Genomic DNA, 26,495 nt, shown 5'->3' on the forward strand with positions numbered 1-26,495 from the left:
ATAAGAAAAACTTCTAATTGGTGAAGGGAGAGTCACGGATGAAATATGTAATCGGTATTGATCTGGGAACCAGTTCGGTCAAGACGCTGCTGGTCGGTAAAGACGGTGAAATTAAGGGCGAAGCTACAGCAGCTTATCCGCTTATTCATGAGCGTCCCGGGTACAGTGAGCAAGATCCTGAAGAATGGGTAAAAGGCACAATCGCTTGCCTCAAAGAGCTGATGAAGAGCAGCGGTGTTGCGGCAGAGGATATCGAAGGCGTTTCGTTCTCCGGCCAAATGCACGGGCTTGTACTGCTGGACGATAAGAATGAAGTACTGCGCCATGCCATTCTGTGGAATGATACCCGTACGACAAAGCAATGCCGGAAGATTGAAGCGAAGCTCGGCGACAAGCTGCTGGACATTACGAGAAACGCTGCATTGGAAGGCTTCACGCTGCCGAAAGTCCTGTGGGTGCAGGAGAACGAGCCGGAGTTGTTCGCCAAAGCGGCTCGCTTCGTGCTGCCAAAGGACTATTTGCGTTACCGCATGACGGGGAACGTACACATGGAACTGTCCGATGCGGCGGGTACGCTAATGCTGAACGTGCCTGAAGCGAAATGGAGCGAGGAAATTCTGGAGGCATTCGGGCTGTCCAGTAATTTTGCGCCTCCACTGGTCGGCAGCACCGAAGAAACCGGAACATTGCTGCCGGAATTTGCTGAACTGACAGGGCTTTCCACGAGCACGAAGGTATTTGGCGGCGGAGCGGACAACGCTTGCGGCGCTGTTGGTGCCGGGATCGTTCGTCAGGGCGATGCGCTGTGCAGTATCGGTACGTCCGGCGTTATTTTGTCGTATGAGGAAGATAAAAATAAAGACTTTGCCGGTAAAGTTCACTTCTTTAACCATTCGCACCCGGGAGCGTTTTATGCGATGGGAGTTACACTGGCGGCGGGTTACAGCATGAGCTGGTTCAAGGATTCACTGGCTCCGGAGCTGAGCTTCGACGAACTGCTCAAGCCAGTCGCTGATATCGCTCCGGGAGCGGAAGGGTTGTTGTTCACGCCGTATCTGGTCGGCGAGCGTACGCCGCATGCGGACAGCGTCATCCGCGGCAGCTTCATTGGGCTGTCCGGTACACATCGCCGCGAGCACCTCGCTCGCGCCGTGATGGAGGGCATCACGTTCTCGCTGGCAGAATCGCTGGAGCTGTTCCGTCAAGCGGGAATTAACGTGGAGCGCATTATCTCGATCGGCGGCGGCGCCAAGAATCCGGTATGGCTGCAAATGCAGGCAGATATTTTCGGCACGCCGGTCGTCGCATTGAACAATGAGCAGGGCCCGGCCATGGGCGCAGCGATGATGGCAGCAGTTGGCAGTGGCTGGTTTGACAGCCTGAAGGATTGCGCAGACCAATTCATCGGCTACCGCGCCACGTACGAGCCAAATGCGGCGAATGTCGAGAAATATGCACGGTTGTTCAAGCTGTACCAGCAAGTATACTCGGCAACCCGCTCCTTAAACGAGGGCTTGCAGGAGTTCAGAGAGCAATAATATTAGCGATACAGTAAAGCGGTAATAGCACTAACTGCATAGCCACAGCATAAGCAGCCGAGCAGGGGGACCAAGTCTTCCTTTGCTCGGCTTTTTCGTACTGTCAGGTCAGCCGGAATATTCGGGTTGGCTTTTTTTATCATGCCCCCTTTCGTCTCGTTCTCCCTTCAAACGAACCCCTATAAGGAACAATAACAGGTATCTTGCATTATTCAATAGTGGATGTTAATATATGTATATCCTGCTATTAAACATTGTACAGTACTGAACAAAGCAATGATGACAGAACAAATAAATATCAAATCAAAGCCAAACCAGATCAAGCCAACCATGACAAGCCAGATCAAGCAAGACCAACCCAAACCAAAAAACATAACAAAAATACAATTTGTATTTTGAGGGAGGAATAGACATGATTACAGCAAACGCCGCCAAGACGGTTATGATCGAGGCGATTGATTTATGCAAGTCCTATTCGACAGGAGCCGAGCAATTCCACGCAGCAAAAAGCGTGAACCTGGAGCTGTATGAGGGGGATTTCACCGTCATTATGGGCAGCTCGGGATCGGGTAAATCCACATTGCTTTATTTGCTAAGCGGCCTGGACAGCTTAACTTCCGGTGAGGTGTATTTCAAAGGACAGCGAATTGACGAATATTCGGAAAAAGAACTGACCGATTTTCGCTCCAACAAAATTGGTTATGTCTACCAGTCCATCAATCTGATTCCGGACTTCACCTTGTTTGAAAACGTCGCTTTTCCAGGCTATGTCGCGGGACGAAGCAAAAGTAAAATCAATAAGCGGGCGATGACCCTGCTGGCCATGATGGGCATTGACCAACAAGCCGATCGCCTGCCGTCTCAAGTATCTGGCGGACAACAGCAGCGGGCTGCCATTGCCCGGGCGCTGATTAACTCGCCGGAGGTTATTTTTGCCGATGAGCCGACGGGAGCGCTCAGTCAGGAGCAGGGAACAGGCATTTTAGACATTTTGACCGAGATGAACCGGAACTCCCAATCGATCGTCATGGTCACTCATGATATTAAAGCAGCTTGCCGGGCTGACCGCCTGATTTTGGTGAAGGACGGGAAGATTGACGGGATACTGGAACTGGGCAAATATGCACCGGAACAATTGAAAGCAAGAGAAAACCAAATTTTCATGTTCATGTCGGGGAAGGAGAGGTAATTGATGTATCCTATATGGAAACTATGCTGGTCGAATCTGAAAAATAAAAAAGTGCAGAACGGCTTCATGGCTCTCATCATGATGCTCTCCGCGCTGCTTCTGTCCACGGCCGTATTAGTCATCAACAACACGAACCGCGTATATGAGGATATGCATGTCAAGGCCAACGGGGCCCATCAAATCCTGCTGCTTGAAAACGGCATTCATGACCCGAACCAGGTCCATCAATGGTGGACAGAGCAAACCGGGGTTGCCGTTTCGGAAGCGATGCGTTACCGCTATCTCTCCAGCATGGCCCATGACGGAGAAGAAATACCGAACCTCGACTTATATATGATGGACACACCGAACAGTCCGTTTCCGGTGGACACGCTGCTGTTTGTACAGGGGGAGGAGACGCCGGCACCGGCACCGGGAACCGCCTGGATTCCGACCTCGCTGGCTTATTCCAATCAGATCGAAGTCGGCGATCAGATTGAATTCAAGACAGATCAAGAGACCTTTCAACTGAACGTCGCCGCAGTCGTTGTGGATATATCGTACTGCTCGCCGTTTGCAACGAGCGGCAGAGTTTGGCTGAATGGCCAGGATTATAATAGCCGCTTGGCAGCCTTGGAGGGCAATGATAAGTATATGACCGGGCTGCGCTTCGAGGATTATAGCCAGCACCGGGCTTATTGGGAGCGTTTCGAGAGCTTTTTGGGCACGCCTTATTTGGAATCCGTAAAAGATTTTGAGAGCATTTCCTCCTATTATATGATCGCAAACAAAGTCATCAGCTTTATTATGATATTTTTAGCTGTCGTTATGATCTCCGTCGCCTTGTACACGCTGGGCTTTACGATTTCTGACGCGATATTGTCCAGCTACCGGACGATCGGGATTATCAAGTCCGTCGGCTTGTCCTCTCGCAAGGTGATCTCTGCCTATGTTGTGCAATATACGCTGCTGGCTGTCATTGCAGTTGTGCCCGGTATGGCGCTCAGCTACTTGTTCGCCAACAAGATCGTCAGCAGTTCCATGGCATATTTAAACACAGGCGCATCGGGAAGCAATATTTATTTTTCAATTCGGGAAATGGGGGCTGGGCTTGCGGTCATCGTCGTCATCTTGCTGTCCACGCTGTTGTTCTCCAATAAAGCACGCAGTGTGGAGCCCGCTCAGGCTATTCGTTACGGCATGTCGGAGCAGCAGAGCGCAAAGAGGTCAGGGCGCCGTCACGCCTGGAAAAAGAAGCTGCTTCGTCTCGGATCGCTCCCGACTGAAATGATGATTGGGCTAAGGGAGGTCAGCAAAAATGTACGCGGCTCGCTGCTGATCATTGTCATTTCGGCGCTGTCTACCGCTGTCCTTGTGTTTGGATTTTTGTTCGTGTACAGCATTTCCTCCATCCATGGGACGATTGCGAAATGGGGGTACGATTCGGCCGATCTGTCCGTTCGCATCGACAACCCCGCCAAGCTTACCTATGAACAGCTTCGCGAAGAAGTGCTGTCCGATCCGCGGGTGAAGAACTTTAGCCGCTATGGGGATGCCAATGCTGTAATACCGGTGGACGAGGCGCTTGCCGCCGAAATGGAGCAGAATACGATGGGGATTTTGCTTACGGTGGCGGAGGGGAATTACGATGAAATCGGTTATGAAAATGTCGAAGGGCGCAATCCAGATCAGGAGAATGAAATTGCGATCGGAGTAAATGTGGCCAGAAGTCTTAACCTCGGTGTAGGCGATCCGCTGGACATTTACATTGAAGGCCAGAAACATACACTTACCGTTACAGGAATATACCAGGCGATCGCGAACATGGCCTACACGGGCCGGGTAACCGCCGATGTAGTCCGTATGGGGAATCCGGGCTACGGGTTTGCGGATAACATGATGAATACGACTTTCATCAACCTTCAGGACGGCGTATCGATCGATCATTTCGTCAATGAGTTGCACCAAAAATATGGCAGTACGATCTGGACGGCAAGCCAGGCTACTCTGGTGGATGAGGTGTTCTCCCAGGCGGTCACCATTTTAGTGCTGCCGATGTCGGTCATGGCGCTGCTGTTCATCATCATTACATTTGTTATTATTTACAGCATATGCCGCATCAATATGAAAAAAGAAAGCCGGACCTACGGCATTTATAAATCCATCGGCATGACATCAAAGCAAATCCGCTTGTCGATTACTGCGGGAATACTGGTTGTATCGGTGATCGGGGCGATCGTGGGGACGCCGCTCGGCCTGCTAGGCCTTCCGCCTTTACTGAACTTTATTTTAGCGGATTACGGCATAGTTGAGGTGCCCCTCATTATGAATAGTGGCGGGGTAATCGCGATGATTCCTTTAAGCATTGTTGCGGCCTGCCTTGGTTCGTGGTTCGCATCGAGAGCCGTACAAACTACTTCGCCGCGCATTCTGACGTTAGAATAAACTTTGCAGGCTGAGGAAGACCGGGTATTTTTATAGACAACTTTAGAAAAAAACCGGCAAATCGCCGGGAAATACAAGGGCTTGTCCAGCGAAAAGGTCGCTGGAAAGCTCTTTTTCTTTGTTTTCTTCATGATTTATTTAATTTATCTTCTATTTGAAAATGTTTTCTTAATTTACAGTTAAGATAGACGATATTATGGCTATTTATTCGAGGGCTGCAGCGAGGGAGATGCTTAAGTGACGCTAAGGTTATGCAAGGGTGCATGATATGGCTTAGCATGATATGGCTTGATTTCACCAGGCGCTCAATTCCCGTTCATGAAGCCTATTATTACATATAAGGAGAGAAACGACATGGAACAATTCCGATTACCGAAAATTCCAATGCCGAAGCTGGAGCTGCCAAAGGCTGTGCAGGAGGTGCTGCAGGAAGCTGAAGAGAAGCTGGCACACCGTCCTAAGCTGCTGAAGCTGTTCAAAAATACTTTTCCGAACACGTTGGAGACGACAACAAAGCTGATGGACGACGGGACGACCTTTGTGATCACGGGGGATATCCCGGCCTTATGGCTGCGCGACTCCGTAGAGCAGGTTATTCATTACGTCCCGCTGGCTAAAGAGGACGCCGATTTGCAGCGGATTATCGGCGGGCTGATCAAGCGTCACATTCAATATGTCCATATTGATCCGTATGCCAACGCGTTTAATGAGTCTGCTAATGACTGGCACTGGAATACGACGGACGTGACAGAAATGTCGCCTTGGGTGTGGGAGCGGAAGTTTGAAATCGACTCGTTATGTTTCGTAGTACGGCTCGCTTATATGTACTGGAGAGAGACGGAGCGCACCGATATTTTCGATGCCGGGTTCAAGGAGGCCATGCGCAAAATTGTCGATGTGTTTAAAACAGAGCAGCGCCATTTCGAGCAGTCTCCGTACCGCTTTACCCGCAATAACGGGATACCGGAGGATTCCCTGCGCAATAATGGGCTCGGAATGCCGGTCAACTATACGGGGATGATCTGGTCGGGCTTCCGCTCCAGCGACGATGCCTGCGATTTCCACTACAACATTCCGGGCAATATGTTTGCTGTCGTTGCTTTGCGCCAGATGCAGGAGTTCGCGGAGTGGGTATTCCGGGATATGGACTTCCTCGCGGAGCTTAAAGAGCTGGAGCTTGAGGTCGATCACGGGATCAAGCTGTACGGCATTTACCGCCACCCGGAGTTCGGGCCGATTTATGCTTACGAAACCGACGGCTACGGCAACTACTGCCTGATGGATGATGCGGGAACGCCGGGATTGATGTCGATTCCGTACCTCGGTTATGTAACGGCTGACGATGAAATCTATCAAAATACACGCCGTTTCGCGCTGAGCAAAGAGAATCCGTTCTACTTCGAAGGCAAGGCGGCGCGCGGAATCGGCAGCCCGCATACGCCGAAAAATTATATCTGGCATATGGCGCTGTCCATGCAGGGCATCACCGCTCAGACGAAGGAAGAGAAGCTGGAAATGATCGCGATGCTCGAGTCGACCGATGCGGATACAGGGTTTATGCACGAAGGGTTCCATGTGGATGATCCTGCGATTTTTACGCGGAGCTGGTTTGCTTGGTCGAACAGCCTGTTCTCCCAGCTTGTGTACCGGGCGATGAAGGAAGGTATTTTGTAAGCCGGGTCCGGCTATCTTGTGATCTTGTAAAATTTTCGATTATTAGCAGGCCCTTCGGTTATAGATTGAACCCCAATTTCAATGAACGATGGACAAAGTGCAATTACAATGCAAAGGAGACATAAACCATGAGTAAAATTATTGGAGAGTCCTTAAAAAATATCCCTTGGCAGGATAAGCCTGCCGGCCTGAATGCGCCAGTCTGGCGTTATTCGGCCAATCCGATCATCGAGAGAAATGCGATTCCGAATTCCAACAGTGTATTCAACTCCGCCGTCGTTCCATTCGAAGGCAAGTTCGCTGGCGTGTTCCGCTGTGATTCCAGATCCGTGAGCATGGATATTTTCGCCGGATTTAGCGATGATGGTGTGAATTGGACGATCAATCACGAGCCGATCGTGTTTGAAGGCGACCCTGAAATCACCAAACGGGAGTACCGTTATGATCCTCGGGTGATTAAGATTGGAGAACGCTATTATATTACCTGGTGCAACGGCTACCATGGCCCAACCATCGGGGTCGGCTATACGACCGACTTCAAAACGTTCCACCAGTTGGAGAACGCCTTCCTGCCATATAACCGCAACGGGGTGCTGTTCCCGCGCAAAATCGGCGATTACTATGCTATGGTCAGCCGTCCGAGTGACACGGGGCACACGCCTTTTGGGGATATTTTTTACAGTGTAAGCCCGGATCTTACGTTCTGGGGGAAACACCGCTATGTGATGGGTACCGTCAACGGTGATGAATCCGCCTGGCAGTCCAAAAAAATCGGTCCTGGTCCAGTTCCGATCGAAACCGACAAGGGCTGGCTAATGATTTACCACGGGGTTATCAATACATGTAATGGTTTCGTGTACCGGATAGGCTGTGCTCTGCTGGATCTGGATGAGCCGTGGAAGGTGATCGCTAGATCGCGCAACTATATCCTCGGCCCAGAAACGATGTACGAATGCGTAGGCGACGTACCGAATGTAACCTTCCCTTGTGCTGCCTTGACCGATGCCGATACCGGCCGCATTGCCATCTATTACGGCTGTGCCGATACGGTGACAGGACTGGCTTTTACTACGGTGGATGAACTGCTGAGCTACATGGAAGAGTACCCACTATAAGTTGAATTCAGTGTTGATATAAATAGTTGAAGAAGGCGGGTAGTCGAGACATGAAAAAAAAGAAAACAGCGCACATCATTTCCCACACCCACTGGGACCGGGAATGGTATTTGCCTTATGAGAAGCACCATGTCAGGCTGGTGCAGCTTATCGATGCCTTGTTGGACAAGCTGGATGCAGGCAGCGAATTCCGCAGCTTTTATCTCGATGGACAGACGATTATACTGGAGGACTATCTCCAGGTTCGCCCGGAAAATCAGGAGCGGCTGCAGCGGCATATTACCGCCGGGCGTCTGCTGATTGGTCCTTGGTATATTTTGCAGGATGCGTTCCTGACGAGCGGGGAAGCCAACGTGCGGAACATGCAGATCGGACACCAGGATGCCAAGCGCTACGGAGAGGTAGCCAAAATCGGCTACTTCCCGGATACGTTCGGGCTGGTGGGCCAGACGCCGCAGCTGATGCAGCAGTCCGGTATTACGAACGTGTTCTTCGGACGCGGCGTGAAACCGACCGGGTTCAACAACACGGTGTCGGACGACGGTTATGAGTCCTCCTTCTCGGAGCTGATCTGGGAAGGGCCGGACGGCTCCAAGGTGCTTGGCATTCTTTTTGCAAACTGGTATTCGAACGGGAATGAAGTGCCGGTTGATGAAGCGGAAGCAAAAGCGTTCTGGGACCGCAAGCTGGCGGATGCGGAGAAATATGCATCGACAGGCGAACTGCTGTTTATGAACGGCTGCGATCACCAGCCGGTGCAGCTGGATCTGCCAGAGGCGATTGAAACGGCGCGGAAGCTGTACCCGGATACGGAGTTCATTCATTCGAACTTCCCGGATTATTTGCAGGCGGTGGAGCAGGCGATTGATAACGACAGTCTGTCGACCGTCAAAGGCGAGCTTCGGAGCCAACGTACGGATGGATGGGGTACACTCGTCAATACCGCGTCGGCCCGCGTCTATTTGAAGCAGATGAACCAGCAAGGGCAGGGGCTGCTGGAAAAAGTAGCAGAACCGCTCGCTTCGTTTGCTCATGTACTGGGTCAGGACTATCCGCATCACTTGTTTACCTACGCCTGGAAGACGCTGATGCAAAACCATCCGCATGACAGCATTTGCGGCTGCAGCGTGGACGAGGTTCACCGGGAGATGGTGACCCGGTTCGATAAGAGCCGTCATGTTGCCGAGGCGATCATCGACGACAGCAAGCAGGTGATTGCGGATGCGGTCGATACATCCGTGTTCGCCTCCTTTGGCGAAGACGCACTGCCGCTCGTAGCGATGAACACGACGGGCTGGAAGCGCAGCGGGACGATCAGCATAGAGCTTGACGCAGCGCGCCTGTATTTGCGCGAAGGCTTTACGCTGGAGGAGACGGCTCGCCGGATGAAAGAGGTGGACCTCTCCGGCCGCGTGCTCGTAGATGATCAAGGGAACGCGCTGGACGTGACAGTGGAGGATCTCGGTCTGCTATTCGGCTATGATTTGCCGGACGACAAGTTCCGTCAGCCCTATATGTGCCGCCGGGTGAAGCTGACGTTCCTGGCGGAGCAAGTGCCTGCGCTTGGGCTGCGTGCATATGCTTGGGTACGCCGTGCTGAGGCTGCAGCATCTAGTTCGGTTGGCGTCGATGCTAGTTCAATTAGTTCAGTTGCTACCGATTCTGGCTCAGGCGCTGCAGATTCTGGCTCAGGTACTACAGCATCTAGTTCGGTTGGCGCCGAATCTGGTTCAAGCGCTGCAGCATCCCGAGCCGGCTCCTCCCTGCTGCGCGGCGAGCGTGTGATGGAGAACGAGCTGCTTCATGTCGAAATTGCTAACGATGGGTCGTTCTCGCTCACTGACAAGGCGACAGGCCGTGTCTATCGCGATCTTGGCGTGTACGAGGACACGGGGGATATCGGGAACGAGTACATGTACAAGCAGCCAGAGGGTGAAGCGGCACTGACGACGAAAGGACTTCCAGCCCGCATCTCCGTACTGGAGGATACGCCGTATCGCGCATCCGTCGAGATTGCGCATGATTGGGAAATTCCAGCTTCGGCGGATGCCATGCTGGATGAGGAGCAGCGCGCGCTCGTGTACTACCCAGAGCGTAAAGCACAGCGCAGCCGTGAGACCGTCACCTTGAAGCTGCGGACGGTTGTGTCCTTGGAGCGCGGCGGCAAAGGAGTGCACATCGAGACAACGATTGATAACCAGGCCAAAGATCACCGGGTACGGGCCTTGTTCCCGACGGATCTGTCAGCTTCCGTGCATCATGTCGATTCGATGTTCGAAATCCCGGTACGGGATAACGAGCCGGCCCCGGAATGGGTCAACCCGAGCAACACCCAGCATCAGCAAGCGTTTGTAAACGTTAGCGATGAGGCGGGGGGAGCGGGGCTGACCGTAGCGAACCTCGGTTTGAATGAATACGAAATTTTACGTGATGGCCGGAATACGATTGCGATCACGCTGCTGCGCAGCGTAGGCGAGCTTGGCGACTGGGGCTTGTTCCCGACGCCGGAAGCACAATGTCTTGGAGAGCACACGGTGCGGATGAAGCTGATTCCGCATGCCGGAGACGGCATGGCATCTGGCGCTTATGCGGAAGCCTACCAGTTCCAGATTCCATGGACGGTGTGTCAGACCGGGGTGCATGATGGAGTGATTGCGCCGACTTATACGCCGTTCCAATGGGAGAGCAAGGAGCTGGCTTTCTCATCACTGAAATTGAATGAGGAGACAGGAGATCTGCTGCTGCGCTGGTACAATATGAGCAATAAGCAAACAGAGCTTACACTGCAATCAGAAATTCCAAGGCAATATTTTTATAAGACGACGATTATGGAGGAGCGGCGGGAAGCGATCGCGGGCAACGCTTTGGGAGGATTGTCCCTGTTAGTATTGCCAAGTGAAATTGTGACTGTTGGCCTTCGCTGATAGTGAAGCTATAGCTAGCTAGAATGAATGGATAGAGACTGTTTCCGAAGCCTGCAGGCGGAGGAGGCGGTCTCTTGTTCACTTGTCACGAAAATTGACAATGGAGGATACAGCAAGTAATATGGAAAACAAATAAAACGGAATGTTTTCCTAGTTTTCCAGAGGGGTAAAGTTGAGGAAACACGCAGAATAAAGGAGGTGCAAAGTCATTGAGAGAGTCCATCATTCAAGCGGCAGTAACTGAGATCGGCCTTCGGGGGTTGAAGTTTTCGATTCGGGACGCGACTTCACGGCTCGGCATAAGTACCAAGACACTGTATCAGTATTTCTCGTCTAAAGACGCTTTGGTTAGTGCAGTCATTCAGCAATCCGTTGAGGAAATGCGGGCAATGGAGAGACGGATTCGGGAGGACGAGACGTTAAGTCTGCGTGATAAATTGCGGCAGTCGCTCGCCATTTTGCCCGTCGGCCTGGGCTTCAAGGATCTGCGTATGCTGGATGAGCTACGCACCGGGTATCCGGAAGCCTGGAGTTATGCGGATGAGTACATGCGCGAAGGCTGGGATGGGATCAGGTTGCTCGTTGAGGAAGGGGGGCAGAGCGGCGAGGTCAGGCCGTTTAACTTCGAGATTTTTGTACAAATGTACATCGGCTCGCTGTATCGGCTCACGGAATATGTATCGGCATCGCGGCATGACGGTCTTTCCTTTCAGGAAGCGCTTGACGGTATTGTGGATATTTTGCTGGATGGCATTACGGTGGGCGGCTTGCCGTAAAGCCGTTTATTTTTTTGATAAAGGAGTTTACTAGTTATGGCATATATTTGGCTCGCGTTTGCGATCGTATTTGAAGTCATCGGCACAACCTCGATGAAAATGTCCGAGGGCTTCACCCGGTTATGGCCATCCATCGGCATGGCCGTCTTCTACATGCTAAGCTTCTCCTCTCTAAGCATGTCGCTCAAAAACCTGAATGTCGGCACTGCCTATGCCATCTGGTCAGGACTGGGCACGGTTCTTATCGTCGTCGTTGGCATGTTCCTGTTCAAGGAACAGATGACCTGGTTTAAGGCCATTTGTCTGATGCTCATTATTGCTGGGGTGATCGGTCTTAATCTGGCGGATGCCGCAAAAGATTCCGCAGCGGTTTCCAGAAGTGCGAATTCAGCGAACAGCCATCCGCGTTGAGGAGGTTAGATCATTTCTATTGATTTTTGCAGTCAAAAAATCCCCCCCAGCCAGCAATAGTAATCCGAAGCCATCTGTGTTTAAACAGGCGTCTTCTCTGCGGCTGACTGCGAGGGGATCATAAGAATTTTGCTGAATAATGAACGGCTGGGCGTTTTAGCGGCCGTTTTGTCAGACTTCGTTCCAGATCCGCTTGATGTTATCGAAGGCGATTTTTGTCCCTTTTTGGCAATCCTCCATACCTTCGTACTCGATAGAGAAGTACCCGTCGTATCCTGATTCCTTAATCAAACGCAAAATTTCATATATATCGATATCACCGTGTCCGGCGATGGCGCCGCGAAGATAATTGCCGCCTGCGCTTTTGAACCAGCCTTCGCCCGGATTGCGGAAAGATGGGCGGATGTAGAAGTCTTTGATATGAATGATGGAAGCGTACGGCAGATTGTTTTTTACGGCGGTAACCGGATTTTCGTCCACGCATACGAAGTTGCCGATATCCAGTGTCGTTTTGAAGTTCGGGCGGTCTACCGCATGAATGAGCGCCTGAACCCGGTCGCTCGCTTGCACGTAATAACCGTGATTTTCCACGCTTGTCGTAATGTCATATTGACGGGCATGGTCGGCGATCCGGCGGCAGGCGGCGGCGATTCTGTCCAAGTCCTCATTGAACCGGGCGATGGAGGTGTCCGGGCGGGACGCGACGTCATGGCGCATCAGCTTTGCCCCCAGACGATGAACGCGGTCTACCTCGCTAATTACCCGGGCGATTTCCGCTTCGTATTGCTCCTCTGTCTCCGTAATGAAGTTGGCTCCGAGGGCATAGTTGGAAATATCGAGGCCGCAGCGCGCGGCATTCTCCCTAATTTGATCCTCCAGCTCAGGGTTTGCCGCAAAGTCAAAGCCGTGCCTTGGCACGATTTCGATGTGGCTGGCGCCGATTTCGGCGACCCATTCGATGACGTCATTAATGGTCATACGGCCGGCGTTCATCGCTTGATACAAGCTGTACGAGCTAATTCCTAATTTCATAAAGTTGACTCCCTTCAGATAGGCTTAAGCGTGATTAGTTTCCGTGATTAGTTTCTTTCGTGCTATATGAGATGAGCTAGAGCATAGGAAACAGGTAAGGGATAAACAGGATTCCGGGGAAACGGAAAGCAGTCTGAAAACAAGCTGCTTCGGGAGCTAAGCTTGTAGCCCCCTTTACGACCGAAGAGCTGTCTCTTATGAACCTTTACCCTTCAGGAACCTTTACCATTTATGCACCTTTACACCCTTCAGGAAGTCTGGGAGCAACAGCGGTCGTAGGAACACTTTGGGTAATTACCCACATCCAATTTGACTAGTTCAACTTATATAAATGGATTCGTAGTAGTTAATTTTTGCGAAAAGGAAGGGAAAGTAAATTTAAATGTATCTGATGTCCTTAAAAGTAGGGAGACTTCCTATCATGGGCTGGATCCTTGATTTTAGGTGCAGAGAATCCATCTAGTCCCCTGAAACATTCGTTTAGAGCATAATTAGATACATGAACTCCATTTATTGCGCGCCAGCTTATTGCGCGACAACTTGGTCTACGCAGCTTAGTGTACGGTAGCTTATTGTGCGACAACTTGGTCTACGCAGCTTAGTGTACGGTAGCTTATTGTGCGACAACTTGGTCTATGCAGCTTAGTGTACGGTAGCTTATTGTGCGACAACTTGGTCTATGCATCTTAGTGTACAGCAGCTTACTGTTCGACAGATCGGTCTACCATCTTAGTGTACAGCAGCTTAGTGTTCGACAGCTTGTTGAGCAACAGCGACCTTTTGAACATTTACGCACTTATCCCTCTTACCCACATCCATTATCACTAATTCAACTTATATAGTTCAAAGCCAAGTTGCTTGTCAGGCGGGCTTGCTTTGCTCGTCGTCAGTTGCTTGTCAGGCGGGCTTGCTTTGCTCGTCGTCAATTGCTTGTCAGGCGGGCTTACCGTGCTCGTTATCACAGGCCGGCTTTTAGCCTCGGTATGAGCGAATGAACTCCACGGCCTTGCGGATATCTTCCGCAGGGTTGTTGCCGACCTCGCGCTCAATCGTCAAGTATCCTTTGTAGCCGATTTCCTGCAATGCGGCAAAATAAGCTGGGAAGTCGACCGCGCCTTCGCCCAGCGGCAGTTCTTCAAAAGCCGCTCCTGAAGAGGCCATCTCGGCGATTTTCTCGTGATCCATAGCGGAATATCCTAAATAGCCGTACACATCCTTCGGGTCAACGGGGCGGAGTCTCCGGCCGTCTTTCACGTGGGTGTGGACAAGGTAGTCCTTGAGCAGCTTCACGCCTTCCACGGGATCATCGCCGGTCACCATCACCATGTTGGCGGGGTCAAAGTTGACCGAAACGCCGTTCGTGCTCAGCGTATCCAAGAAGCTTTTTAAATGTGCGGCTGGCTCCGGGCCTGTTTCGATCGCGAAATAAGCGTTCATGCTCTTCGCGTATACGCCAAGCTCTTCGCAGGCCTGCTGCATCGCATTGTAAATGCGGCTGTTTTTATCGTCCGGTACGATGCCGATATGCGTTGTGACGACGGAGGTGCCAAGCTCCACGGCCAGGTCGAGAATGCGCTTCGACTTTTCGATTTTCTCGGGATTCGCTGCTTCATCCTGGAAGCCGTGTCCAGCCAAGTCACCGCAAAGGGCGGATATTTCGAGCCCAAGCCCATCAATATAGCTGCGCAGCTCCTTACGCTTAGCCGGAGTAAGAGCGGCAGGATCCATTTCGCCGGAAACGGCGTAGATTTGCACCCCTTCTGCGCCGACTTCCTTCGCTTTTTTCAACCCTTCCGTTACGCCAACCCCAAAGCTGTCCACAATAACACCAATTTTGTTGTTTAATTTCATTTTTGGATTCGCCTCCTTGAATACTAATAAAAGTTTGACTGTATATAAGTCGAACGGATGGCATGACAACAGCGGAGAACACGAAATGATTCTGAAGAAGTGAAACGGTCGCCCTTGTCCCCGAATTTCAACGATTAGAAAGACTTAGTTAAGAAATTTGGGGACAACAGCGATCATAAGAACATTTCGTACTCACAGCCCGAGAAATTCGACGTCGGACTACTTCTTCGTGCTGCTTCGTGATAAAAAGTCGACGACCTAGAAATGGATTTCGCGGCCTTCTGCGGCGGATAGATAAATCGCGTTCAAAATTTTGATCATTTCCACGCCGTCCTCGACCGGGCTGTTCGTATTGATCAATCCGAGGCAGCTGTCGACGAAATGGTTGATTTCACGATCAAAAGCGCCTTGGAAATCGAAGCCTCGAGTGCTGATTTGCGGATCAATGTTAATAATTGTATCGTGACTCTCGGTGACGATAGACAGTACAGGCTCAATTTCGGCGCCGCCCTTATCACCATATATATTGATCTGCGCCGAATTCTCTCTGGCATGCAGCGTGAAGCTGACATCGACCATAAGGGAGGCGCCGTTTTCAAAGCGAATGAGGGCATTGGCCATGTCCTCGACCGTATTATGTGCGGCATCGTAATCGGCGGCCTTGTAGAATTCGTAGTTTTGAATGTTCGAACGGTTGCCGAGCTTGTGATAGGTGTTGCCGCTAACCGATTTGACCTTCGGTTTGCCCATGAGGTACCAGCATAGATCAATGGCGTGCACGCCGATGTCGATGAGCGGGCCCCCTCCGGAGCGTTCGCGGTCGGCAAACCAACCGCCCGGGTTGCCGAGGCGGCGAATGAGGCTGGCTTTAGCGTAATAAATGTCGCCAAGATCACCGGCATCGATGAATTTCTTCAGCACGGCGATATTGGAAGCGTGGCGGCGCACATAGCCGACCTGGAGCAGCTTGCCGGTTTCGCGAACGGCCTGTTCGACTTGCTGGGCTTCGTCTACGGTTTTGCAGAGCGGTTTTTCGCAAAGTACGTTTTTGCCTGCCTTCAGTGCAGCGATGCTAATTTCCGCATGGGAGTTGTTCCACGTGCAGATGCTGACCGCTTGTACGTCTTGATTGGCAAGAAGTTCATTATAGTCGGTGTAAACGTGCGGGATATTGTATTTTTTGGCGACTTCACGGGCTCTGTCCTCTTTGAGATCACAGACAGCAACTAGCTGTACTTTCGGATTGGCTTGATAAGCCTGCAGATGGGATTCCGAGATTGATCCGGCACCGATAAGGCCAATTTTCAGTTCACTCATGCGTGCGCTTACATCCTTTCGTTTATCTGTGCGTTTTCTCCAAAAAAGGATAGGACCATTTAACACAGATATGTTATATTTATTCATATTTATTCAAGCACATTTAATTTAACATAGTTGTTTTTAAGGGAGAATGTATAGGATGACAAAATACATGGACTATATGATCAGTTCTCATCCGATCCGTATCTTCAATCCGATCGTGGATTCCAGCCGGCAGAAGGTCAAGACGCTTACCCTGGTTACCGCAGGTCATTTACCGGGAAGAACGCTGCAGCGCAGCCAGGCCAAATTCAATCATTGGGCCTTCGTAATGATAACGGGCGGAAGCGGCTATTACCAGGTTGACGGCGGGGAAGTGCAGCAGGTTACAGCGGGCAGCTGGTTTTGTCTTTTTCCCGGTGCGGTATTTAATTACGGCCCTCATGCGGACGGTTATTGGGACGAATATTACTTCACTGTAGAAGGCAGCCGGGTGGCCGAATGGCTGGAGCATTGGATGCCTAATCGATACGTGGTGAAAAGAGCCGCCTTCGATGACGCGCTCATCCACCGGATGGAGATGATGTTCATGCTGATCGACAGCGGGGTGCCGACCAACCTGGACCGGGCCGCGCTTATGCTGGAATCTTTTCTGTACGACCTGGTGTCGCAATCGGATCGCCGTGAAGCGAGCAACCGGGAACGGTTCGTGCTGAAGGTGATCGAGGATTTGTCGCAATCGCTGCATACGCCTCAGGAACCGGCCCAAATGGCCGCCCGGCATCACATTTCCGTGTCCACGCTGCGCCGTATTGTTCATAATTACACGGGCTACCCTCTCAATGAGTTTCTTCATCGCCTTAAGGTTGCGGAAGCGGGGAATATTTTGCTGAATACGGAATTGACGGTGAAGGAAATTGGCGAGGCTTTAGGTTATAAAGATACGTTTTATTTTTCCCGCATATTCAAACGAATTACGGGCGTCTCACCAAGAAGCTACCGCAATAGAGGGGGGCAGTAGTTGGGGGGAAAGATTGGAATATGACCGAGATTTTGCAGGTGAGGTGTTACACAGGCAGACTGTAGTCTAGGCGCAGCAGCCAATATATTAGTTAATCTACGAATAGCGGCTCTGATGTTTTACATATTTAAATCAGGCTCCGGTAAAAACTGTAATAGCGCATAATATAAATGTGCTATAGTATTCACGTCGTTAAATAGTTCGTTTTAAAGGGCAGGTACTTTTTGGATAATGTTAGGTTGTTGCTTTCGAGTACTTTGAGCCAGCAAAGATGGGAGTGGGTGGTCAACATGACGATCCGTGAAGCTGTAGAAAATGAATTCGTGGACGCTTCGATTGCCAGAATCGGCAAGGAAGCTTTATATCTATATACGCCTTTGTGCGGAACGTGCAAGCTGGGCGAGACGATGCTGGACATTGTTCTGGAGTCAGGCGGCGCGATGATGCCCGTGTCGAAGCTGAATATCAACTTCGCGCCCCGTTTGCGGAATGATTGGCAAATTACGAGCGTACCGTGCCTCGTTCTGCTGGAGCAGGGCAAGCCGGTGGCGAAGGAATACGCCTTGCGTTCGGTCGTGGATCTGCATCAGTGGCTTAAAATTTAGCGAGGGTGAGGGCCATGAGGCACGTATTCTCGTGGCCCTTAAACATTTAAGCGTCGACCAATTGCCGGTCATGCAGCGAAACACCGCGCACTGAGAACTGCGCGCAGTCATAACAAGCAACTGCAATGCATAGGCCGCCATGGTTCTCTCTGCCTGATGCCTGATCCTTAGCAACCCGGCGGCTCGCTTCATGGACTATTTTGATTAATGGATGGATGATCTTCCCTTTTCGGGCATAGGCTAAACACACGGTGGAAATTTTCCGCATAGGGTGTAGCATCAGTTTAATCTCGAAAGATAGGGAAGGGAGTAGAACGAATTGGCAGGAAGAGAGCGTCACTATTTTGCGCGGGGCAATACGGCTGAAGGCTTGGTCAGTTTGGTGGATTCCATCTATTATAAATTGGACACGGTATATGTGTTGAAAGGGGACCCGCAGGAGATCGGGACGGTTCTGGCCCGGCTCGCGAACGGGTGGGGCCGGAGAGACTGGAATCTGCATTTGATTCACCAGCCTCTGCAAAGCGATTTGCTGGAAGGGATCATCATCGAGGACGCCCGGATCGGACTGATCGCGGACCAAGCATGGCCGGAGGAGGGAGTTCCGGGAGATATGGAGGTTCGCCGCATCGACTTCGGAAGCGACCCGAGCGGGGAACGGTTAGCTGAACATCGGGATCATATTAACGGGCTGGAGTACAACATAGCCGAAAGCTATGTGAAAGCTTACGAGACTTTTCAGCGTACGCTGCGGATCCATGATGACTGGGAGAAGATCTTCATTGATACGCTGGACCGTGCCGTGATGAACCAGCTGGCCGTCGATTGGGCGGATCAGTATCTTATTAGCTCTGAAGCGGGATTGGAACGGGCGGCAGACGCAGGTACGGGTGCAGGTGCAGGCGAAGTTGCAGGTACAGGCGGAGGCACGGGAGTGGGTGCAGATGCAGGAGCAGGTAAAAGCGCAGACACAGGTACAGGTGCGGGTGCAAGCGAAGGAGCAGGTGCAAGTTCAGGCGCAAGCGCGGGCGGTAAAGGGCCTGGTATAGTGACACGCCGCTTTCTTGGGGCAGCAACTTGGCGAGGGGCGGTTGATTTCGTTCTCAATTTGACGGAAGATGTGCCGACGCGAATTTTCGTAAAGGGACGCCCTGGATCGGGAAAGTCGACGTTATTTAAAAAAATCGCAGCTATAGCCGAGGAACGCGGGATCGATACTGAAGTGTACCATTGCGGCTTCGACCCGAATAGCCTCGATATGCTCATATTTCGCTCGCTTGGTGTAGCGATTTTCGACAGCACGGCGCCACATGAGCATTTCCCGCTGCGCGAAGGGGACAGCATCCTGGATATTTATGAGCTGGCTATCGCTCCATACACGGATGAGAAATATGCCGAGGAAATCGCTGGTGTAAAGGCCCGCTACACGGCTTCAATGCAGCATGCCATTTCTTATTTGGCCGAGGTGAAGCAAAATCAGGACCGCTTAAGCGCAATTCACCGCAGCATATCCGATGAGGAGGCCATTTCCCGGCAGGTGCAGCTGCTGGCGGAGGAGATCGAAGCGAGGGCCGGGGTGTAAGAAGAGGCGAAGGAACAAGTGAAGTGAAACGTGAAGTATAAGTCAAAGTAAAACGTGGAGTGACATGTGAAGTACAATGCGAAGCAACATGTGAATTAGCACAAGCAGCTGCACATAAAGTAATACATGAAGTATAAGTCAAAGTAAAAGATGAAAGCCAAATAGACGGGAAAAAACGTATATGAAGACGGGCGCCTGCAGGGGTGTCCGTCTTTTTTTCCATGAATGCTCTATATCTAGCTTTTTAAATGTGTAATAATCTATTTATGATAACGCATACAAAACTATGAACAATTCGGGTGACATTATGATATCTAGCAGACAACAGCGAATGGTCAAGCAGTTGATGGAGAGCGACCAATATATCCCTTTGCAGCAGCTGGCTGACGAATACGGGATATCCCTGCGGACGGTGCGCGGCGATTTGCTGCAGTTGGAGGACTGGCTCCGCGAGCGGGGCGTGCGCCTGGATCGCGACCGCTCGGCCGGCGTCCGTCTGCGGCTGGAGACCGGACAGTCGGAGCAGCTTGCGGTGCAGATGGGCCAGCGGCCGGATTATATGGACGCCGAGCAGCGGGTCAGCCTGCTGCAGAAGCAGCTGCTCCAGGAGACGCAGCTACCCGTGAAGGCGGTCATGGAGGAGCTCGGCATCAGCAAAAATACGCTGCTGCAGGATTTGACCGAAATCAAGCAGCGGCTCCTGAGCTGGGAGCTGACGCTTGTGCGGGATCGCGGCCAGTTGCATATCGAGGGATCGGAGAAGCGCAGGCGTAGGGCGTATTTGAGCCTGCTTCGCTCCGAAATTACGGACGATAAGCTGCTGCGGTATATCCTTGATCAGCGCGGCGATTCGTATTCGCCAATGACGCCGTGGAAGGATTGGTTCGAGACAGAGGACGCGGCGATGTTGTTCGATACGATTCAGCGGCTTGAGGAGAAGATGGGCGTGCAGTTCACGGATGCGGGCTACTCTACGCTGATTTTGCATCTGCTGATGGCGATGGAGCGGCTGAAGGGCACGCATGCGATCGAGATGGATCAGGAGTCGCTGTCCGAGCTGCAGGGCCATGAGGTGTATGAGCTCGTCGCCGCTGAGGTCGTGCCGCAGATTGAGCAGCATTTTGGCGTGAAGCTGCCTGCTTCGGAGATCGGCTACATCACGCAGCATATTCTCGGCGCGCAGAAGCAGAGCCTGCCAGCCGAGGAGCTGATCATCGCTGATCTCGCCAAACAGATCATCCTGCGCACCGAGCAGGAGCTCGGCCGTCCGCTGCAAATGATCGACCAGATCGTGCAGGGCCTGGTCATCCATTTGAAGCCAGCCATTTACCGGGCGAAGTTCGGCCTGCAGTCCAAAAACCCGCTGATGGAGCAGCTTGAGGCGCAGTACGGCTCGCTGCTCGATTTACTGGAGCGGATCGTCAACGAGGTGATGGAGCCGTGGTCGGTCGTATTCGACCGGGACGAGGTCGGCTACATCATGTTCCATATCGGCAGCGGGCTGATTCCGCCAAAGGCCCCGGTGCGCAAGCGCGTGGCGATCGTATGCGGCTCGGGGCTCGGCACTTCGGCGATGCTGAAGCGGCGGGTGGCGGCGATTTTTCCGCAGGTCGATATTGTGGGTACTTACTCGTATAAGGAATCAGCGGAGATTACGTTGCAGACGGCGGATGCGATCCTCAGCACGATGGAGATCAGCCATGCCCTGCAGGTGCCGTGGATCAAAGTGTCGCCGCTGCTGGACCAGCAGGATCAGAAGCAGATCACGAGCTTCCTTGGCGTGACGCCTTCGGGCGAGTCGGCTGCGGCTGCGGCGGCGGTGCAGGCGGTGAACGATATTTTTCAGGTGGTGGAGCGGAATGCGCATATCCACAACCGGAACCGCCTGCTGGAGGAGCTGCTGCATCTGTTCCAGGGCGGGAGCCGCCCGGGTGGTGAGCAGCAGGAGAATGATCACAGCTTAACCGCGCTGCTGCCGCCGGAATCGATCATGCTCGGAGCTGGGGCGATGCCGTGGGAGGACGCGGTGCGCGAAGGGAATCGGCTGCTTATGGATCGCGGCGTCTCGGACGCCAGGTATGCGGATAAGCTGATCGAAATCATTCAATCCAACAAGCATCCGTTCATTATCCGCGCGGGCGTGGCTTTTCCCCATGTGTATATGCCAGAGTGCGTGAAGCGCACGGGCTTCAGTGTGATGACCTTTCGCGAGGAGCTGGCGTTCGGGTCGTCCGGGCAGCCGGTCTGGCTGATGATCACACTGGCGGCGGTGGATAAGGAGCGGCATGTCGCCGCGCTGGGAACGCTGCTGGACGCGCTGAATGATGAAGCGTTCATGGCGCAATTGCGGCAGGTGCAGGATGCCGGGGCGGTATGGCAAAGACTGCGGGAGAAGGAGGGCTTATGAAAAAAATCATTGTAGCTTGCAACAGCGGGCTCGGCACCAGCCTGATGATCCGGCTGAATGTGGAGGCGCTCCTGAAGGAATGGGGGCTGAAGGCCTGGGTCGAGCATACGGACGTTTCGTCGGTCGACACCTTCGATGCCGATCTGATCATCGGCTCCAATTATGTGATGGAATCGCTGCAGCTCGCCAAGGACGTCGAGGTGATCGGGCTGGACGATATTACGGACCGCCAGTATTTGAAATCGAGGCTGCTGGACAGCGAGACGTTCAAGCAGTGGCTGGCCGTGTAGGCATTATTCTATAGGTCAGTACTTCGTGATCAAAAGATGTTTTTTTTGACTTCCTATATAGATAAAGACAAATATTATGACAAAAGCGGGGGTTGCCCATGAACGCAACGCAAATGATCAGCAAAGGGCTGCTCGGGGAACCTGCCCTTCTGCTCGGGTTGATCGCGTTTGTCGGATTGCTGCTGCAGAAGCAGCCGTTCCAAAGGCTAATCCACGGCACGATTAAGACGATGCTCGGGTACACGTTATTGCAAATCGGGGCGAACGCCGCCGGGTCTTCCCTTTCCAATTTATCGGCGGTCATCCAGAAGGGCTTCCAAATTATCGGGATCATTCCCCATAATGAGACGATTACCGCGCTGGCGCAAATCAATTATGGCGAGGAAATTGCGCTCATTATGCTGGTTGGGATGATCGTGCATCTGATGATTGCCCGTTTTACGCGGATCAAATATATTTTTCTGACCGGGCACCATATGCTGTTCATGGCCTCGCTGCTGGCGGGGGTGCTGGTGTCGATGTCGATGCCACTGTGGCAGGTGATGGTCGCCGGGGGGATCGTGCTGGCCTTCAGCATGTCGTTTGCTCCGCTGATCACGCAGCCGTATGTTCGGCGGGTCACGGGGAACGATGATTTTGCGATGGGGCATTTCAACAGCGTCGGCTATGTGCTGAGCGGGTTTATCGCTTCCTGGTTCAAAAAAGGGCCGGAGCCGCCGGAGTCGAAGGGGCTGCAGAAGCTGCGCTCTTTTTTCCAGGATCATATGGTCGTCATTACGGTGTTTACGTTCGTGCTGTTCCTCTTCTCGGGATTATTCATCTCGCCTGGCGGGATTGAGGAAATGTTCTCGGGACGGCATATTCTGGTCGTGTCGTTGATTCAGGCGACTTGGTTCGCGGGGGGCTGCTACGTTATTCTGGCGGGGGTTCGCATGCTGCTGTCCGAAATCGTACCCGCCTTCAAAGGGATTGCCGACCGGGTCGTGCCGGGCGCGATTCCTGCGCTGGATTGTCCGGTGCTGTTCAAGTTCTCGCCGTTTGCAGCGATGATCGGATTCCTGCTCAGCTTCACCGGAGGGCTGGCGGCGATGGTCGCGCTGCTGCAGGTACAGTATACCGTCATTATTCCCGGGGTGATCCCGCATTTCTTCTCCGGCGGGGCAGCGGGCGTTATCGCCTATAAAATTGGCGGGCGCAAGGGGCTGATCGTATCGTCGTTAATCCATGGGTTTGCGATTACGATGCTGCCGACTGTTCTGATTCCATTGCTGTCGAACCTTGGCTATTTGCGCGCGACTTTTGCCGACAGCGACTTTTCGGTGATCGGGGTGCTCGTGCATGAGTTGTTCAGCTGGTTTAAGTGACGACAGATCAAGGGCGGTCATCAGGAAGCCTGATTCCATTTCTTAAATGAAGTGGGGTCAGGCTTTTTTGGTGTCTATTTTTTTGCCGGAAGAAGTGGCAGAGACTTGGACTCACAGTATTGTAAGCGCAACCAATATAATGGAGCCATAAACGACAAAGGGGGATTCACAAATGGGTATGAAAAAATGGATGAGCTCGATCACCGCGCTGACGATGGCCGCTATGCTCTTCACGGGCTGCGGATCTACGGGCGGCAACAGCGCCGCACCTGCGAATGGCGGAGGCAAGGATGCCGAACCAGCGAAGCCGCAAGGCAAGCTGACGGTATACATCGGATTCCAGGAAGACCATGCGGTAGCCGCGATCAAGAAATTTACCGAGGACACGGGAATTCAGGCGAGCATGATCCGCATGTCAGCAGGGGAAATTCTGGCGAAGGTCCGGGCCGAGCAAGGCAACCCGCAAGCCGACGTGTGGTACGGCGGACCAGCAGACACATTCGTGCAAGCTACGACGGAAGGGCTGCTGCAGCCGTATAAATCGCCAATCGCTGAGAAGATCGATGCGAAATATAAAGATCCGGACGGCAACTGGACGGGCGTATATGTAGGGGCGGTTGGCTTTGCATCCAATAAGGAGTTTTTGGCGAAAAAAGGCGTAGAAGCTCCGAAGACTTGGGAAGACCTGCTCAACCCGGCGTTTAAAGGCGAGGTCGTCATGGCAGACCCTGCTTCCTCCGGCACGGCTTACACCGCGATGTACACCGTACTGAAAGTGATGGGCAGCGAAGAGAAAGGCTTTGAGTACCTCAGCAAGCTGCACCCTCAAGTACAACAATATACGACAAGCGGCGCAGCACCAGGCCGGATGGTCGGTATGGGGGAAGCTGGCGTAGGCATCCTGTTCGCGCATGACATTATCAAGTATCAAGAAGAAGGCTTCGACAGCCTGGTAATGACGATTCCTGAAGACGGAACAGGTTATGAGACAGGATCGATCGGCATTATCAAAAATACGAAAAACGAAGAGCTGGCTCAAAAATTCATAGACTGGGCATTGTCACCAGCAGGTCAAGAGCTGGGTAAAACGGTAGGCAGCTTCCAAAACCTGACGAACCCGGATGCGGTAGGTCCAGAGCAAGCCGTCAATCTGTCCGAAATCAACACGATCGATTATGACGTCGTTGAAGCCGGTAAAGAGCGTCAACGCTTGATCGACAAATGGAGTGTTGAGGTTAAGAAATAACTATCAGTTTGATATTCAGAGAGGAGAGAGCTTGAATGAGCGCCATGTTCAAGAGATTCAAGCGCGAGCCGCTCCTGCCGATTCTCATCGTGTTGGTCATGCTCTGCTTACTCGTATTTATCGTCTATCCCTTATTCCAAATTGCAAAATCCAGCTTCGTCGGGTCTACCGGCGAAGTTGGCTTACAAGGGTATCAGCGAGTACTGTCCGGGGGCGGGTTGTTCCACGCCCTGGTCAACTCCCTGGTGTTGGCCGTCCTGACGGCGACGTTGTCCACGGCGATTGCGTATGTTTTTGCCTATACGTTTGCTTATGTAAAGGTACCGTTCAAAAAGCTCTTTAACGGCATTGCCATTCTGCCGGTCATTTCACCACCGTTTGTCATTGCACTATCCGCCATGCTGCTTCTCGGGAAGCAGGGGCTGATCACCAAGAATTTGCTGGGACTCGAAAATGCGAATATTTACGGGCTGCACGGCCTGGTGCTTGTTCAGACGCTATCTTTTTTCCCGATTGCCTTCCTGACGTTGTCCGGGCTGCTGCGCTCCATTAGCCCTTCTCTGGAAGAGGCCAGCCAGAACATGGGGGCCAGCCGGCTGAAGACGTTCCTTAGCGTCACGCTGCCGCTGTCCGTGCCGGGAATCGCCAATGCGTTCCTGCTCGTGTTCGTTCAATCGCTGGCTGACTTCGGGAACCCGATGACGATCGGGGGGAACTATTCCACCGTTGCGAGAGAGATCTACTTGCAGGCAGTCGGAAGCTATAACTTGCAGGCCGGTGCCGCTTTGGCCATGGTACTGCTGACGGTCACGATTATCGTCTATATTTTACAAAACTTCTGGGTTGGCAAGAAAAGCTATGTCACTGTAACGGGCAAGCCTACCGGACAGCGGAGAATGATTGAGTCCGGGGCTCTTAAACATGGACTATTCACATTTTGTATGATCATGTCGATAGCTGTTATCGCGTTCTATGCCCTCGTACCGATCGGTTCGTTCATCAAGCTGTGGGGCATTAACAACAGCCTGACACTGGATCACTACAAATATGTATTCTCTATAGGACAGAAGGCGGTTAAGGATACGCTGATGCTGGCCATTGTCGCGACGCCGATCGCGGGATTGCTGGGCATGATCATCGCTTTCTTGATCGTTCGCAAACGTTTCTTTGGTAAAAAAGCTTTGGAAGTCATCAGCATGCTGTCGATTGCGGTGCCGGGTACGGTCATCGGGATCGGGTACATCCTTGCTTTCAACAAAGCGCCATTAGCGCTAACCGGCACAGGGATCATCATCGTCGCTGCATTCGTTGTACGCTCCATGCCGGTAGGCATTCGCTCCGGGGTGGCGGCTCTGCAGCAGATCGATCCGAGCATCGAGGAGGCGGCGACGAATCTGGGGGCGAGCGGCTCCAAAGTGTTCACGAGCGTTGTGCTGCCGCTGATCAAATCCGCCTTCTTCAGCGGTCTTGTAAACAGCTTCGTCAAGAGCATGACCGCGATGAGCGCCGTTATTTTCCTTATCTCGGCTAAGTACAACCTCATTACCGCGTCGATTCTGGCGCAGGTTGAGGCGGGCCGGATCGGCGTCGCCAGCGCCTATTGTACGATCCTGATCCTGATCATGGTCGTGGCACTCATTTTGTTAAACTTGCTTGTGAAATGGATGGGCGGCAAAGAGCGGTCTGCTTGATGAGTGGAGGGTTAGGGGTAGGGTTGATCACTCGGCCCCTTACTCCTTACTTCGCG

General features: G+C 52.4%; 20 protein-coding genes. 16 read left to right on the forward strand and 4 right to left on the reverse strand.

Annotated features, from left to right (window positions below; genetic code table 11):
- Window positions 1-38: 38 nt before the first annotated feature.
- The 8 genes from xylB to G358_RS29975 all read left to right on the forward strand — a co-directional run bounded on the left by xylB (window position 39) and on the right by G358_RS29975 (window position 12,051).
- Complete coding sequence (gene xylB, locus G358_RS0111210) at window positions 39-1,538, forward strand: xylulokinase (protein ID WP_019637314.1); 1,500 nt, start codon at window positions 39-41, stop codon at window positions 1,536-1,538.
- Window positions 1,539-1,950: 412 nt separating this feature from the next.
- Window positions 1,951-2,727: an ABC transporter ATP-binding protein gene (locus tag G358_RS0111215; RefSeq protein ID WP_019637315.1), complete on the forward strand. Its 777-nt coding sequence runs from the start codon at window positions 1,951-1,953 to the stop codon at window positions 2,725-2,727.
- A gap of 3 nt (window positions 2,728-2,730) precedes the next feature.
- Window positions 2,731-5,151 carry an ABC transporter permease gene (locus tag G358_RS0111220; protein WP_019637316.1) on the forward strand — a complete coding sequence of 807 codons (2,421 nt, stop codon included), beginning with the start codon at window positions 2,731-2,733 and terminating at the stop codon, window positions 5,149-5,151.
- A 354-nt stretch (window positions 5,152-5,505) separates the two neighbouring features.
- Entirely contained in the window at window positions 5,506-6,825 is a 1,320-nt protein-coding gene (locus G358_RS0111225; RefSeq protein WP_019637317.1) for a glycoside hydrolase family 125 protein, read from the forward strand.
- A 128-nt stretch (window positions 6,826-6,953) separates the two neighbouring features.
- Window positions 6,954-7,940, forward strand: coding sequence for a glycoside hydrolase family 130 protein (locus G358_RS0111230; protein WP_019637318.1), 987 nt, complete (start codon window positions 6,954-6,956; stop codon window positions 7,938-7,940).
- Window positions 7,941-7,990: 50 nt separating this feature from the next.
- Entirely contained in the window at window positions 7,991-10,864 is a 2,874-nt protein-coding gene (locus tag G358_RS0111235) for an alpha-mannosidase (RefSeq protein WP_019637319.1), read from the forward strand.
- A gap of 209 nt (window positions 10,865-11,073) precedes the next feature.
- Complete coding sequence (locus G358_RS0111240) at window positions 11,074-11,640, forward strand: TetR/AcrR family transcriptional regulator (RefSeq protein ID WP_019637320.1); 567 nt, start codon at window positions 11,074-11,076, stop codon at window positions 11,638-11,640.
- Between the two features lie 36 nt (window positions 11,641-11,676).
- A complete protein-coding gene (locus G358_RS29975; protein ID WP_019637321.1) occupies window positions 11,677-12,051 on the forward strand; it encodes a DMT family transporter in 375 nt (124 codons plus the stop codon).
- Window positions 12,052-12,222: 171 nt separating this feature from the next.
- Here the strand turns inward: G358_RS29975 and G358_RS0111250 are convergent, their stop codons facing one another.
- From G358_RS0111250 to G358_RS0111260, 3 genes are all read right to left on the reverse strand, one after another.
- A complete protein-coding gene (locus tag G358_RS0111250) occupies window positions 12,223-13,083 on the reverse strand; it encodes a sugar phosphate isomerase/epimerase family protein (RefSeq protein WP_019637322.1) in 861 nt (286 codons plus the stop codon).
- 972 nt (window positions 13,084-14,055) lie between these two features.
- The gene (locus G358_RS0111255) at window positions 14,056-14,934 is read right to left on the reverse strand and encodes a sugar phosphate isomerase/epimerase family protein (protein ID WP_019637323.1); all 879 of its coding nucleotides are present in this window, start codon (window positions 14,932-14,934) and stop codon (window positions 14,056-14,058) included.
- Window positions 14,935-15,192: 258 nt separating this feature from the next.
- A complete protein-coding gene (locus tag G358_RS0111260; RefSeq protein ID WP_019637324.1) occupies window positions 15,193-16,251 on the reverse strand; it encodes a Gfo/Idh/MocA family protein in 1,059 nt (352 codons plus the stop codon).
- Between the two features lie 142 nt (window positions 16,252-16,393).
- On the opposite strand from G358_RS0111260, the gene G358_RS0111265 reads away from it, so the two are divergent.
- A complete protein-coding gene (locus G358_RS0111265; RefSeq protein ID WP_019637325.1) occupies window positions 16,394-17,254 on the forward strand; it encodes a helix-turn-helix domain-containing protein in 861 nt (286 codons plus the stop codon).
- Between the two features lie 290 nt (window positions 17,255-17,544).
- Window positions 17,545-17,859 (forward strand): thioredoxin family protein, encoded by a 315-nt coding sequence (locus G358_RS0111270; protein ID WP_019637326.1) that lies wholly within the window; start codon window positions 17,545-17,547, stop codon window positions 17,857-17,859.
- Window positions 17,860-17,905: 46 nt separating this feature from the next.
- Here G358_RS0111270 and G358_RS33045 read toward each other — a convergent pair whose 3' ends face one another.
- The gene (locus tag G358_RS33045) at window positions 17,906-18,139 is read right to left on the reverse strand and encodes a hypothetical protein (RefSeq protein ID WP_157274336.1); all 234 of its coding nucleotides are present in this window, start codon (window positions 18,137-18,139) and stop codon (window positions 17,906-17,908) included.
- A 39-nt stretch (window positions 18,140-18,178) separates the two neighbouring features.
- On the opposite strand from G358_RS33045, the gene G358_RS31680 reads away from it, so the two are divergent.
- From G358_RS31680 to G358_RS0111300, 6 genes are all read left to right on the forward strand, one after another.
- Window positions 18,179-19,441: a hypothetical protein gene (locus G358_RS31680; protein ID WP_019637327.1), complete on the forward strand. Its 1,263-nt coding sequence runs from the start codon at window positions 18,179-18,181 to the stop codon at window positions 19,439-19,441.
- A 307-nt stretch (window positions 19,442-19,748) separates the two neighbouring features.
- Entirely contained in the window at window positions 19,749-21,848 is a 2,100-nt protein-coding gene (locus tag G358_RS0111280) for a BglG family transcription antiterminator (RefSeq protein ID WP_169447429.1), read from the forward strand.
- Entirely contained in the window at window positions 21,845-22,138 is a 294-nt protein-coding gene (locus G358_RS0111285) for a PTS sugar transporter subunit IIB (RefSeq protein ID WP_019637329.1), read from the forward strand. The genes G358_RS0111280 and G358_RS0111285 overlap by 4 nt, the downstream gene beginning before the upstream one ends.
- A 98-nt stretch (window positions 22,139-22,236) precedes the next feature.
- A complete protein-coding gene (locus G358_RS0111290) occupies window positions 22,237-23,502 on the forward strand; it encodes a PTS ascorbate transporter subunit IIC (protein ID WP_019637330.1) in 1,266 nt (421 codons plus the stop codon).
- Between the two features lie 172 nt (window positions 23,503-23,674).
- The gene (locus G358_RS0111295) at window positions 23,675-24,748 is read left to right on the forward strand and encodes an ABC transporter substrate-binding protein (protein WP_019637331.1); all 1,074 of its coding nucleotides are present in this window, start codon (window positions 23,675-23,677) and stop codon (window positions 24,746-24,748) included.
- 35 nt (window positions 24,749-24,783) lie between these two features.
- Complete coding sequence (locus G358_RS0111300) at window positions 24,784-26,439, forward strand: ABC transporter permease (protein ID WP_019637332.1); 1,656 nt, start codon at window positions 24,784-24,786, stop codon at window positions 26,437-26,439.
- The last annotated feature ends 56 nt before the right edge of the window (window positions 26,440-26,495 follow it).

The organism is Paenibacillus fonticola DSM 21315 (genome assembly GCF_000381905.1).
Classification (GTDB): Bacteria; Bacillota; Bacilli; order Paenibacillales; family Paenibacillaceae; genus Fontibacillus; species Fontibacillus fonticola.